Origin of the sequence: Shewanella sp. S1-49-MNA-CIBAN-0167, from assembly GCF_040310145.1 — a bacterium.
Lineage (GTDB): Bacteria > Pseudomonadota > Gammaproteobacteria > Enterobacterales > Shewanellaceae > Shewanella > Shewanella psychromarinicola.
The window spans coordinates 35886-48682 of record NZ_JBEOPO010000029.1; the positions used below are offsets into that span (position 1 = coordinate 35886).

At 42.6% G+C, this 12797-nt stretch carries 11 protein-coding genes; 5 read left to right on the forward strand and 6 right to left on the reverse strand.

All coding sequences use genetic code 11. The features are described from left to right. Window positions 1-110: 110 nt before the first annotated feature. From AAEZ00_RS14090 to bufA2, 3 genes are all read right to left on the reverse strand, one after another. Window positions 111-920, reverse strand: a complete 810-nt coding sequence (locus tag AAEZ00_RS14090; protein WP_124014022.1) for an HvfC/BufC N-terminal domain-containing protein — start codon at window positions 918-920, stop codon at window positions 111-113. Between the two features lie 2 nt (window positions 921-922). Next, window positions 923-1867 carry an MNIO family bufferin maturase gene (gene bufB, locus AAEZ00_RS14095; RefSeq protein ID WP_351078054.1) on the reverse strand — a complete coding sequence of 315 codons (945 nt, stop codon included), beginning with the start codon at window positions 1865-1867 and terminating at the stop codon, window positions 923-925. A gap of 237 nt (window positions 1868-2104) precedes the next feature. Further along, window positions 2105-2563: a BufA2 family periplasmic bufferin-type metallophore gene (gene bufA2 / locus AAEZ00_RS14100; RefSeq protein ID WP_124014024.1), complete on the reverse strand. Its 459-nt coding sequence runs from the start codon at window positions 2561-2563 to the stop codon at window positions 2105-2107. Between the two features lie 448 nt (window positions 2564-3011). Here bufA2 and AAEZ00_RS14105 point away from each other — a divergent pair, with 448 nt between their 5' ends. Further along, the gene (locus tag AAEZ00_RS14105) at window positions 3012-3395 is read left to right on the forward strand and encodes an MAPEG family protein (protein ID WP_351088840.1); all 384 of its coding nucleotides are present in this window, start codon (window positions 3012-3014) and stop codon (window positions 3393-3395) included. 63 nt (window positions 3396-3458) lie between these two features. Here AAEZ00_RS14105 and AAEZ00_RS14110 read toward each other — a convergent pair whose 3' ends face one another. Next, window positions 3459-3704 (reverse strand): hypothetical protein, encoded by a 246-nt coding sequence (locus AAEZ00_RS14110; RefSeq protein ID WP_335688539.1) that lies wholly within the window; start codon window positions 3702-3704, stop codon window positions 3459-3461. Window positions 3705-3790: 86 nt separating this feature from the next. Here AAEZ00_RS14110 and AAEZ00_RS14115 point away from each other — a divergent pair, with 86 nt between their 5' ends. Next, window positions 3791-4414, forward strand: coding sequence for a uracil-DNA glycosylase family protein (locus tag AAEZ00_RS14115; protein WP_351088842.1), 624 nt, complete (start codon window positions 3791-3793; stop codon window positions 4412-4414). Between the two features lie 64 nt (window positions 4415-4478). Here the strand turns inward: AAEZ00_RS14115 and AAEZ00_RS14120 are convergent, their stop codons facing one another. Next, on the reverse strand, window positions 4479-4979 hold the full coding sequence (locus AAEZ00_RS14120; protein ID WP_101032586.1) for a YcxB family protein: 501 nt from the start codon (window positions 4977-4979) through the stop codon (window positions 4479-4481). Between the two features lie 513 nt (window positions 4980-5492). After that, complete coding sequence (gene glnD, locus AAEZ00_RS14125; RefSeq protein ID WP_351088845.1) at window positions 5493-8144, reverse strand: [protein-PII] uridylyltransferase; 2652 nt, start codon at window positions 8142-8144, stop codon at window positions 5493-5495. A gap of 81 nt (window positions 8145-8225) precedes the next feature. On the opposite strand from glnD, the gene AAEZ00_RS14130 reads away from it, so the two are divergent. The 3 genes from AAEZ00_RS14130 to AAEZ00_RS14140 all read left to right on the forward strand — a co-directional run bounded on the left by AAEZ00_RS14130 (window position 8226) and on the right by AAEZ00_RS14140 (window position 12653). Further along, window positions 8226-8933: a 16S rRNA pseudouridine(516) synthase gene (locus AAEZ00_RS14130; RefSeq protein ID WP_351088847.1), complete on the forward strand. Its 708-nt coding sequence runs from the start codon at window positions 8226-8228 to the stop codon at window positions 8931-8933. A gap of 70 nt (window positions 8934-9003) precedes the next feature. Continuing rightward, window positions 9004-9960 (forward strand): LysR family transcriptional regulator, encoded by a 957-nt coding sequence (locus AAEZ00_RS14135; protein WP_351088849.1) that lies wholly within the window; start codon window positions 9004-9006, stop codon window positions 9958-9960. Window positions 9961-10295: 335 nt separating this feature from the next. Next, window positions 10296-12653 (forward strand): OmcA/MtrC family decaheme c-type cytochrome, encoded by a 2358-nt coding sequence (locus AAEZ00_RS14140; protein WP_351088851.1) that lies wholly within the window; start codon window positions 10296-10298, stop codon window positions 12651-12653. Window positions 12654-12797 lie beyond the last annotated feature (144 nt).

Below are 12797 nucleotides of genomic sequence, written 5' to 3' on the forward strand. Positions count from 1 at the left end.
ATCACTATTGGTTCACTGTTAGCTCATCACTATTGGTTCACTGTTAGCTCATCACTATTGGTTCACTATTAGCCCATCACTTCTAACGAATCAACTTTAACAATTCACTATTAGCGACTCACTACCGCTCGAATTAACCCTTGTTGAAACCAAGCTTGTAAGGTTTGTAATACCATCAGTGGCGCTGACTGCTCGTCATGCCATTCAAGCATGTGTTCACACTGGTTGGCAAAGTTGTTTCCCTGAATAAAACCGAGCAATAATCCATGTTGTTCAGCAGACAATGACACAAACTCGGTTAAGCGAGATCCACCGCGCCATAGTAACCAAGCACGAGGTGACAAATAGTCTGGCGCAGGTGGCGGGGTGTCTATTTTTAAGGCTTGCCAAGCTTCAACGGCATTACTATGACAAGTAAACACTTGCACGCTGGGATGAAAACGTAAACAGCAATTAGGCCATTGTTGTGGCGGTAATGCTTGTAAGTCATTAAAGCTAGCGCGTGGGCTATCGGCTGCGTCAAACGCATTAAGCAACCGGCGTTCAAATCTGGCTAAATCAGCAATGATTGGGTGCTGTTTAAAAAAATCATCTTGTTGTAAAAAATCGGGCAGTGCATCGCAAAATTGGCGCAATGACTTATTACTCGAAGGATAAGCGCGGGTATAATCTGCGGCCATTTTGTCGAACAAATCATCGCCTAAATACAGCCCTAGGATCTGATGATCGGTTTCGATGGTTTCTTTTAAACGGATGCGATAAGCGTTGGCATAAATGGCTAGACGGATCTCGGCACTGATCCCGGCTTGATCAGACACATTTTTTTGCATCACCGACTGAATTTGGCCATGGTTATCATTTGCTTTATCAGAAAGTAAAAATTGCATAAATTGCTGTTGTATTTCAGCTAAACGGCTCATGTCTATCCCCTGATTTTTTGCGGTGAATCATGATGGGGGCTTGCTGAGGCGAGCTTGCTCGTCTCGCTAAGTGTGCGAGTGCCAAAGTGTGATCGGGCTAATGCTGGGTGGTCCGGTAAAGTTAACTGAGCAATATGCTTAGCTTCAAGTAATTCATTATATAACGCGGGGAATGCTGGAATATTAGCATCGCGCTCAATCATGGTGCTGACGGCACCAAAGCGTTCAAGTGCGGCTTGGTATAGGGTCCACACTGACGGCGTAATATCGTGGTCATGAGTATCAATAACGTAATCACCATAATCACTGTGACCCGCTAAATGGAATTGCTGCACTCGACGTGGGTCGATTTTGTTAAGATAATCGAGCGGATTAAAATGATGATTGCGGGCGCTGACATAAATATTATTGATGTCGAGTAAAATCAGGCAATCTGCCGCTTCAGCCACTTGGCTTAAAAAGTCCCATTCATCCATGGTCGAGTCTTGGTAAGACAAATAACTCGACACGTTTTCCAGTAAAATACGACGACCTAGAACATCTTGTACTTGCCTAACTCGCTGCGCCACATGGTTAACGGTTTCTTCGGTATAAGGTAAGGGCAGTAAATCGTGACTGTTGACACCGTGGAGTGATGTCCAGCAAATGTGATCGGATATCCATTTAGGCTGAATGTCGTTACTGAGCTTTTTTAGTGCTTTAAGATAGTCCATATCTAAAGGATCGGTACTGCCTATCGACATCGATACGCCATGCATCACCACCGGATACTGTTCGGCAATCGCTTCAAGATAATAACGGGGTTTACCACCGGCCACTAAGTAGTTTTCAGACAGGACTTCAAACCAGTCAATGTCTGGTTGGTGTTGTAAAATATATTCGAAGTGGTCAGTACGCAAACCTAAGCCAAATCCAAGAAAGTCTTCTGTAATACGCGTATCTGGCATGGGGTATCCTATTTCTGCGGACCTAGTAACGGACCTAGTTACTTGCTTAATTATTTGCTTAGTTATTTGCTTAGTTATTTGCTTAGTTACTGGCATTCGCGCTGCAAAGATGTGCTCGCGCTAAGATCAAAATACGTTAATGGCACTAAGGTATAAATAAGTTTATGACGCGGTAATATAAATAATTTGATGACTCTGAATAGAGATTAGAGACAGAGTCAACAAATTTAAGCGGAATTAGCTGGTTTTGCCACCAATGTCAGCACATGATTTTGCTGTGGTGTTAACAAAACCAGAGCCTTTACAGCTTGCCATTCCACCACAAGCGTTATCTGCGCCTTTACAGTCGTTATGACCTTTACATACGTTAACGCCATAGCAATGGACTAAATCTGCTTTGGTCACTTTGCCAACCCAGTCATCTTTTTGAGTGCCGCCAACATCAGCGCAGGCTTTTGATGGCATACCAACAAAGCCGCTACCTTTACAGCTTGCTTTACCGTTACAGGCATTGTCTGCGGTTTTACAATCGTTATGGCCTTTGCAGGCGTTAACGCCGTAACAATGGACTAAATCGGTTTGACCCGCAGCCATAGGTGCAGAGCTTGTTTCAGCAGCCATAGCCTGACCTGACAAGCTTGCCATTGCGAGTGCTAATGCTGCGCCAGTTAAGCTGCTTTGTGCTTTAATATTCATGATGTGTTCCTTGCATTGGTGGTTATTATATTTACTGCTATTCATGTTTACCCATGACAAGGCTGATGGATACTATCGTGGATGAACCCCATCATTCTCGTTAGGCGTTACTAGTATTGACCGTGGTGCGATCAAAAATCTTTCAACGTAAAGTGTAGACTAGTGACTGAAATGTTGTAGATGTGTTAACTTGTGGTTGATTTGTAAAGAGAAAGAAAGTTTACGATTTACTGGATACTATTTGCTCAATAAATGCTTAAGCATGATATGACTTGGCTTATTATTGATGCGGTGTTGAGCGGCGAATGTGATCACATTGTATTGATCACGCGGTATTGCCCACATTGTGATCAATACAATGTCGACAGCCAACAGGAGCGGGTTCAATCGGAGTTAAAAAACACATAGCAAACACATAATAAAAAATTGATAACTAAGGACAGATTATATGCAGACGATACTTATTTGTTTATTAATAGCCGTTTTATTGCCTTATGCCGCAAAAGTACCGTTAGCAATGGCAATGACTAAATTGGGCCGATATGACAATAATCATCCGCGGGCGCAGCAAGCTCAATTAACCGGTTTTGGTGCTAGAGCATTAGCGGGGCATCAAAATGCATTTGAATCGCTGATCATTTTTGGTATTGCAGTATTAACTGCGTTAGTAACCAATAATGTTACCGATTTGGTCGCGCTTTTAGCGATTGTGCATGTGGTGGCGCGGTTGGTTTACCATGTTCTGTATTTATTGAACTTCGGTACATTACGCTCGTTGTCTTGGTTTGTAGGCATAGGTGCATCGATAGGGATATTGTGCCAAGGGTTTTAAGATCGATTAGCGCAACTAAAAAAACGCCTTAACGGCGTTTTTTTATCGGGTTAGCCGATACTATTAATCTAGACTAGCAACGCGTTCGTAGCCCATTTCAGTTAATTGGTCATTCACGCAATCAAGCAAAAATGTCGCGACTTCGTTTTCTGGGAGTTGATCTTCAAGTGCAATTTGCTGGCAGGCCCCTTTTAAAGACAACACATCTTCCATTGGCGCTTGGGGAAGGGCGGCAGCGTTAAAACTTATCGCTGCACTGCTTATTAACATTGCGACTAAAGTGATATGGGTGAGACGTGATGATTGCATGGTTGTTCCTTCTTGGGAGAACTTTGTTATTGGACCAATATTACTGCAGCTTAGTTCCGGTGGATATAACAATTTACGGGCTTTTTATGATTTTATATGCAAACAGTAAGGCAGTAGTGGACATGGCTTCGTTACTGACTCAAGTCAAAAATTGTCAGCTTTGTGCATCAAGTTTAGTCGATGGCGTGCGCCCCGTGGTGCAAATTGATCCGCAAGCAAAAATACTGATCATTGGTCAAGCCCCTGGACGTAAAGTGCATCAGTCAGGTATTTTGTTTAATGATGCCAGTGGCGACCGATTACGACAATGGTTAGGTGTAACGACAGAGGTTTTCTACGATGCCAAGAAAATCGCCATTATGCCGATGGGCTTTTGTTTCCCCGGCAGTTATGCCGGCTCTGGTAAGGGCAAGTCTGGCGACTTACCTCCTAGGCCAGAATGTGCACCAAAATGGCACGGTTTATTGCTGCCGCACTTAGTCAACGTGCAGTTGATATTGCTGGTGGGGCAATATGCACAGCAGTATTATTTAACCCATAAACCGAAAACATTAACCGAAACTGTTCAGCAATGGCGCACGTTTGGACCTCGTTATATTCCCTTACCGCATCCTAGTCCGCGTAATAATATTTGGCTTAGCCGTAATCCATGGTTTGAGGCTGAATTACTCACCGATATTCGTCAGCGCGTCGCCATGACGTTAGCGTAACGATATTATGAATCGTTTTTTCTAATGATTGTTTCTGATTATTGTTTCTGATTATTGTTTCTGATTATTGTTTCTGATTGATAAAGTCGATAGCGTTTTCATCTAAGCAACGTTTAGATAAATAAGTGGTCGTTTTTTGTAGTTTAATTAAGAAGCCGACATCGGTTTCAATGATCCGATACATATCGGTCCACAAAATCTGTTGATTAACATGGGCAGACTGACTGTTGATACCATGATCATCGATAGTAAGATTAACATGTTCACCCGCCGCTTTACTCATCATTTGACGCCATAACCACCAGGTTTTATTAAAGCGAATACTCAAAAATTCTACCACGGCCAATCCAATGAAAAAGTAGCCCAAATAGTAGGTTTCTTTCGTACTCATTGCTGCTGAGCTTAGTGAGTCGAGCATTAAAATAGCCAAGCCAACCAGTGCAAATAGGGTGGTTTTAATAAAGCGTTTTGGTGATGGGTTGGGATTAATTGATTGCTGATAGCATTCTTCAAAGTAGGTTTTATCCAGTACATACTCAGTAGTGTAACTAAAGGCTTGTGGCATGATGACCTAATTAACGGCAGTTGATTAGCATAAGTATCGCATAGTCATCAATTTGCTCAAAGTATGGCGAATGCTGGCACAAACGGTGTCGCAAAAGATCGTCGTTAATAAGTGATGCCCAAACGACCTCAAAATACAGGCCAGCATGTCGAGATACTAGTATCGCTTCGCTGCTAGGGCGGACTGCGTCCTGCTAGTATCTCTTCGCTGCTAGGGTGGACTGCGTCCTGCTAGTATCGCTTCGCTGCTAGGGCGGACTGCGTCCTGCTAGTGTCGCTTCGCTGCTAGGGCGGACTGCTTCGCTGCTAGGGCGGACTGCGTCCTGCTAGTATCGCTTCGCTGCTAGGGCGGACTGCGTCTTGCTAGTGTCGCTTCGCTGCTAGGGCGGACTGCGTCCTGCTAGTATCGCTTTGCGACTAGGCTGTTGATTTTATAGCCTCTAGCCGCGAAGCGTACTAGCAGCGCAGCGTTCTAGGCTCTTTCGCTTGTCATCGCTTGTCACCGCTTATCATCTCAGATATCGTCTTCGCTGATGACTTGCATTAACGTCGCTGACAATTGTTGTTGTTGATCTGGGGTTAATTGCTGATCATCTTTGTTGGATAATAAAAACACGTTGTCTGCCCGTTCACCGACCGTGCTGATGGTAGCCGAATGAATATGCAAATCTAATTCCCTAAACGTACTGGCGATTTGTTCCATAAACTCACTGGTGTCTAAGGCTGATACATTGACTAAACTGCGGTTTGATTTACGTGAATGTAAAAATTCGACATTGGGTTGATTATCAAAACTTTGATGGCGCCTGGATTGGCGTTTTTTAGATAAAATCATGCCTTTATCCAGTACTTGATGCAGTTTATTGATCACTTGTTTACGACGTTGTGTACTGGTGATCGGTTTTTCATCAAAATCGAGGACCTTAAATGACTCAACCACGTAGCCATCTTTAGTACGGGCAATTTGTGCTTGTTTTACCGAAATACGCAGCGTCGCTAAAGTATTAAATAATTTAACAAACAAGCCTGAGCGATCTTTAGTGTACACAAACACGTCACTGCAGCCTTTAACTACTGCATCGTCGAGTAAAATTAAGGTGTTATATTGATTATCGGTTACTGGCGCAAGATCGTGATTAATCATCGCTTGGGTATATCTGGCGATATCATCGGCTTCGGCATTACTGAAAAATGCGATAGGTAATCGACGCCATAATGCCTTGATATATACGCTGCTGTCTTCATCAGCGGCCAATAAGTTTAGGGCTTCTTGTTTATGTTCTCGCACCAAAGTACGCAGTTGTAGAATATTTTCAAAACCATTACGAAGTGCTTTACGGGTAACAAAATACAAGTCTTTTAATAATGACGCTTTCCAGTCATTCCACAGGTCATCATTAGTTGCCTGAATGTCGGCAATGGTCAGGCAATATAAGGCGTCTAAACGAGTTAAGGTACCTACTTTTTTGGCAAAAGCGTTGACGACTTCGGGGTCGTAGATATCCATACGTTGTGAGGTAATAGACATTAACAGATGATGTTCTACTAACCAGCAAATCAGTGCTTCTTGCGAGGCTTTAATACCATGAAACTTGGCAAACAAACTGGCATCGACAGCCCCTAATTCACTATGATCACCGCCGCGACCTTTTGCTAAATCATGGAATAATGCTCCAAAGAGTAGTGTCGATTTATTTGACATTTTCTGATAGATATCAGCGGCTAATACCAGATCTTTATCTAACGTTTTGATGTCTTTATCATAGGTGTAAATGTTTTTAAGCACCTTGTGGGTGTGTTCATCGACGGTGTAGGCATGGAATAAGTCAAATTGCATCTGGCCAACCACTTCACGCCATTGGGGTAAATAAGACGCTAAAATGCCGTGTTGATGCATTAAGGTAATGGCCAAGCCCATGCCTTGAGGATGAACAAAGATGGCTTTAAATTGCTCGCGACAACGCTCAAAATCTTGCAGGTCGCCCATTAAGCGGCGTCTTACTTGGCGCAGTGATCGTAATGTTTCAGCGGTAATGCCGATTATTTTGTCGTGATGAATCGCGATAAACTCAAATAACGCCATAATTTGGGTGCGATCGATAAAAACGGTTTCGTCTCGAACGTGAATATAGTGATCGACAATTTCAAAATTATCGTTAATCACAATAATTTCTGGATTGCGCTCTGGAATAATTTCCCGTTGAAAATAGGCCATTAAAATTTTGTTTAATTCACTGATGCGTTTCATGGCACGAAATAATTGGCGCATCATTTTTTCGATGGCAATATTGCCGCTCTCGCCGATGGGCATTCCATCACCAAACCCCATTAATTTAGCGACTTCAGCTTGGTATTGCAGTAATAAACGATTTTCGGAGCGTTGGGCTGCTTGATGTAAGGCAAATCGCACCCTAAATAAAAAGTGTTGGCACTCCATTAATTCGGCGTATTCATCATTGGTTAAATAACCAAAGTGGCGAAGTGATTGCATATTGGCGACGCCGAAATGCTTGCGGGCCACCCAGCTAAGGGTTTGAATATCGCGCATACCGCCAGGGCTGGTTTTAAGATTTGGTTCAATACTATATGAGGTGCCTTGGGCTTTAGCATGGCGTTCTTGCTGTTCGCTGAGTTTGGCATTAAAAAACGCTTGGCTTTGCCATAAATCTTGGCCGTACAGCGCATTAAGAATCTGCTGTTGATGCTGATTATTACCAAATAAGTGACGAGTTTCCAGTAAGCTGGTCGCAATGGTGACGTCTTCTTTACACGCTTGATAGGTGTCGTCCAAGCTGCGTACAGCATGGCCTAAATCGAGATTAAGATCCCATAGTTGGGTAAGAAATTGGCTAATACGAGATGCTTCGGTAGGCGTTAATGGGCCATCATGGATAATGCAAATGTCGATATCTGAAAAAGGATGTAAGGTTTGTCGACCATAACCCCCGACAGCATTGAGCGAGATCCGCGCGGGATCTAATTCGAAAGGCAGCCAAAGTTGGCATAATAATGCATCGAAGAACTGCGAGCGCTTGTTCAAGGTGTCAATAATGGCACTTTGAAAAATGTTATCTTGTAAATATTGATCCAGTGACTTAATTGCCTGTTTTAATTCAGCGCTGGTCATATCTGGACGCAAATCTGTACAAGCAGGTTGCGAAAGCATGTTACTCCTTAATGATGTTGTGCATTAACAGAATAAGGTATTCTTAAACAAATTGGTATCATTCTATATTGGTGAAGTTTTATGGTGTCTAAACGAGGTCGACTTGATCAATTTATTGCTGGCACGTTACAAATTTCGAAAAAAACCGTCCGTGGATTGTTAATCACCCATAAAGTGCTTGTCGACGGTCAATTTGCCAAATCACCTGACTTACAAATTGATGAATTTACCCATATTGAATGTAATGGTGTGGTGTTACGTCAATATCAACCCTGTTATTTTATGCTCAATAAACCTGACGGCGTGGTGAGTGCAACGGTTGATGATAAACATACGACGGCATTGTCTTTATTACACGGTGTTGAACACGATATGTTGCATATTGCGGGTCGATTAGATCTGCATTCGACGGGGTTGTTATTAATCACTAATGACGCTAAATGGTCAGCGGCATTGATGGCGCCTGAACATAAAGTGGATAAACATTATCTGGTCACCTTGGCTAATCCCATCGACCAAGAATATGTCAAGGCATTTGCCAATGGGATGTATTTTGAATATGAAAACATAACCACCTTACCTGCACAATTAACCCTATTGTCTAGTCATCAAGCAAGAGTGGTGTTGCGTGAAGGCAAGTATCATCAAATTAAACGGATGTTTGGCCGTTTTCGTAATCCTGTCGTGGCACTTCACCGTGAGTCTATTGGTGACATTTATCTTGATAATCAACTAAAACCGGGCGAGTTTCGTTTATTAACAAAAGCTGAAGTTGATAGCATTATTTAGCACTAGATCAACTTTTTATATTTAATTACGTGTTAATTTATTGGCTTCGTTGCAATAAGTTAAGTGATATATGGATATTCAAGCATTAAAAAAAGTCAGTGAATTAGATGTATTTAGTTTGTTGGTGTTTAAACTTATTTACGAGACGGGCTTTGCTAATATTGCTGCCAAAGAGCTTGCTGTCTCTGCGCCTAAAATTAGTCGATGTTTAACATCATTAAGGGCTATGTTTGACGATGAATTATTTTTTCGGCGTCAACAAGGACTAAAACCGACACCATTAGCTGAACGCTTGTATCAGCCTGTATGCCAATTATGTGACATGGTAAGCCAAATTGAGCGAGTCGCAGAGGATCGTTTAAGTCACTATCAAACCCCTATTTTACATATTGCAGTATCGCCGAGTATTATTAACAGTGTGGCCATTGCCTTAAGTAATCTTAAGCGTGAGGTTATTGGAAAAGTTAAACTTCACAGTTGGCAGGCCGACACTGAAGAGTTGATTTACAATGGCGAACTTGATTTTGGTATTGGCTTTGAAACTCAAGATGCTCATGGTCTTGAGGCTTATCCGATTGCCAATGTGACGTCTTTATGTGTTGTGGGTAACATCAATCATCCATTTTGGGCGGGTGCCGAACACTTAACGTTAGACGATATTATACAGCACCCTATAGTGTTTTTACGCTGCAAAGGCTTTAATAATCGCATTGATCCTTTAGAGCTTTATTGTCAAACCAATGGTTTGCGACTAGAAGATATAGAATATGTAAGAAACCTAGAGGATTGGTATTGGCACATGCTGACCATGGACAGTTTGGCCATCACGATTTGTAATGAAGGTTCGTTCGCGAAACAAATTCCTCAACTACGAGTAGAAATACTTCCAGACAGTGAATTTAATAAGCTCAATAATGTCATGGCCATGCCAAGTTATTGTTTAATTGAGCGTGCAGAACATTATCGTCGTTATTCTTTAGAGATGAAACAAATGATAATAGATATCACTAAGTCGTTGTTACATTAAAGGTTAATTGAGTTTTGAATCAGGTCCAGCATAGCTAACTTTGTGTGCTGGATCTTTTTTATAATTATTAAGCGTTATAATTCAATTGTTTACTGTGTTTTTTTGTTCCCGCTCTTTATCTGCATTTTTAATACCCATCAAATACCTCTTTAGGGGTTACGCAATCTAAAACTGACTGTTTCATTTTTGCGGATACTCAAAACTGAAACTATCGATTTCAAGTAACGAATTTACATCCAACCTTCACAGGTTGGTGACAGTACGCGGGTGTTTTGGTCTATTTCCTTATAGTTTGTAAGTGTTAACCAACAAATTTAAATCGGGGGATTTAAAATATGAAAAAATATAATAGAACATTATTGGCTGTAGCATTAATTGCAGCGTTGGGTGTGACGGGGTGTGGCTCTGACGGCAGTGATGGTGCTCCGGGTGCTGCTGGTACTGATGGCGTTGCTGGTGCTGATGGTACTTCAGCAGGGTTAACTGTTACTACAGTTGAAAATGCCTATGACTTTAACTTACAACTGGATCCTAAAGAAATTGTTGTTGTGGGTACCGAGACATTTAACGTTAAATTTACCGTGACAGCTAAAGGTACTGGCGGAGCGGATGTGCCATATTCGGGACTTGATGAAGTTGCCTTATATGTGACCAGCCAATCAGCCAATACCACAGATACTGGTGCGCCAATGTTATGGACCAACCATGCCCTTGCCAATGATTTTGGTAGCAGCATGTATTGTTCGTTAACGGGGACAGCCAAAACATGGAGTGGGACCGAAGTTGATGCGTGTACATTAGTTGAAGATGCAGCCAATCCTGGAACTTATACTGGTACTTGGGAGCATGATGGTAATGCCCCAGTGGTATTAGCCGATGGCGATGCTAACGATTTAGTCCGTGTGATGATCCATGCCTATCATGTTGCCATGGCTGACGGTACAGATATAAGTGATAAGGTTTTATCAACGCCGATTGATTTTATTCCTGCTACTGGCGAACCTGCTGTTTCAGCAAAAGATGCTGTATCTAATGCGGCATGTATTCAATGTCACAGCCCAAAGGAAGGTTACGCTGATACTGATCTGCGTATTGCCAACATTGGCGCTCACCATAACTACCAAAAAGTTGAAAACTGCGTTGCTTGTCATAACCCAGCTAATGCGGGTGGACAAGACGATCCTGAAGTTGGTTATAACTTTAACTTCAATGCGATGATCCATACCATTCATGCTGGTCATCATATTGCTGACTCATTGACTGGCGACGCTAAAAAAGAAGGATGGGGAGAAATTGGTTTCCCATCTGAGCTAAACGAATGTACTGTTTGTCATGATAATGGCACCCAGTGGAACGACAACGTTTATGCTGAAGCTTGTGTGTCTTGTCACGTAAATGTTGACTTAGAGACTGGTGACGGTCATAAGGGCATTGTGCCTTCAAGTGACGCCGCTTGTTCTGGTTGTCATGGCGCGGGTAGTTTAAGTCCTGTGCAGGCGCATAATGTTGGCGTGCGTGCAATGGCGACAGATTCAATTGAGATTGCGGTTAGTTCTGTTTCTTATACTGAAGATGCTGTAACAGTTACTATTCCAGCGGCCACAGGTTGGGATGGCACAGTAACTGCTGAGCATGATGAAGTACAAGATGAAATCATTGTGACATTTGATGTGACTGTTGATGGCGCTCCTGTTGCTGATGGCTTCGAGTTTACCAAGTTCACTAAGTACGACGAAATGAAGACGGGCTATGTCAATGCCGATGGTACTTACTATGGCAGTGAGTCAGTCAATCTAAATGGTACTGTTGCAGCGGGTGGCAAGTTAGTTGTTACTCAAGTAGCCAACTATGACCTCGACGCTAAGAGCATTGCGATTACTCCTCGTTTCTCAGTGTGTACTGATTCAAAAGGCATGTTAATCGAATGTCTAGATGCAAGTGGTGAAGCACAATACGATGTCGGATATGTTGCAATTACTATGGCTCCAACGTATTGGAATCTTGCCAATGCTGACGGTAGCGGCGCAACCATCTCTCGTTTAAGTGACCCAATGCGTGTTACCGCAGATGAAGCCAAGTGTAATACTTGTCATACATCGCTAGGTATAGCTAAGCATTACGGTAATGAGCGTTTTGACCAATGTGTTGGTTGTCATAATGATACTTGGGGCGGTTCTTATCATCCACAACCAGAGTATAAAACTGACGAAGTTGATGCTGACGGTGCTCCAATCTTCAAAGCGATTGAAGGTCTAAACTACAACACTCGCGACATCTTTGCGGTAGCTCACCGTTTCCATAGTGGCTTATGGGACGACAACCGTGGTTTCCCTGCAATCCATCTTGATGCTGATATGGAAACTCAAGGTTACCCTGCGGTAGCAACTCAATGTGCAGCTTGTCATAAAGACGGTGTGAACCTGTTCGCTGCTGATGGTGGCCTGACCTCTGGTAAGCGTGCAATTGCTGTTGATGGTGGTGCTACTAAGTTCATCAGTCCAGTTGCTGAAGCATGCCGTACTTGTCACGCTCACTCTGATGCCGCTGCGATGGCGCATTTCGAGAGCAATGGTGCAATAGTTGATGGTGCTCCATCATCTACGTCTAACCTACCCGTTGAATCGTGTGCAACATGTCATGCTGAAGGTAAAACTTACGGTATTGATAAAGTTCACGCTGGTGCAGCTCACTAGATATTGAAAACTTCTTAATCATCACTTAAGAAAGTAAGAAACCAAGAGGGAGACAGCAATGTCTCCCTCTTTTTTATTGATTTTTTGTGCCTGAGTGTACTTAAGTGTAGGTTTATTAGTTACATTTGCTTACTAGTTACATTT

Excerpts from the sequence above, each read along its gene's own strand:
- AAEZ00_RS14090 (WP_124014022.1), bottom strand. The coding sequence starts at position 920 with ATGAGCCGTTTAGCTGAAATACAACAGCAATTTATGCAATTTTTACTT.
- glnD (WP_351088845.1), bottom strand. The coding sequence starts at position 8,144 with ATGCTTTCGCAACCTGCTTGTACAGATTTGCGTCCAGATATGACCAGC.
- bufA2 (WP_124014024.1), bottom strand. The coding sequence starts at position 2,563 with ATGAATATTAAAGCACAAAGCAGCTTAACTGGCGCAGCATTAGCACTC.
- bufB (WP_351078054.1), bottom strand. The coding sequence starts at position 1,867 with ATGCCAGATACGCGTATTACAGAAGACTTTCTTGGATTTGGCTTAGGT.
- AAEZ00_RS14135 (WP_351088849.1), top strand. The coding sequence starts at position 9,004 with ATGGATATTCAAGCATTAAAAAAAGTCAGTGAATTAGATGTATTTAGT.
- AAEZ00_RS14105 (WP_351088840.1), top strand. The coding sequence starts at position 3,012 with ATGCAGACGATACTTATTTGTTTATTAATAGCCGTTTTATTGCCTTAT.
- AAEZ00_RS14110 (WP_335688539.1), bottom strand. The coding sequence starts at position 3,704 with ATGCAATCATCACGTCTCACCCATATCACTTTAGTCGCAATGTTAATA.
- AAEZ00_RS14120 (WP_101032586.1), bottom strand. The coding sequence starts at position 4,979 with ATGCCACAAGCCTTTAGTTACACTACTGAGTATGTACTGGATAAAACC.
- AAEZ00_RS14140 (WP_351088851.1), top strand. The coding sequence starts at position 10,296 with ATGAAAAAATATAATAGAACATTATTGGCTGTAGCATTAATTGCAGCG.
- AAEZ00_RS14115 (WP_351088842.1), top strand. The coding sequence starts at position 3,791 with ATGATTTTATATGCAAACAGTAAGGCAGTAGTGGACATGGCTTCGTTA.
- AAEZ00_RS14130 (WP_351088847.1), top strand. The coding sequence starts at position 8,226 with ATGGTGTCTAAACGAGGTCGACTTGATCAATTTATTGCTGGCACGTTA.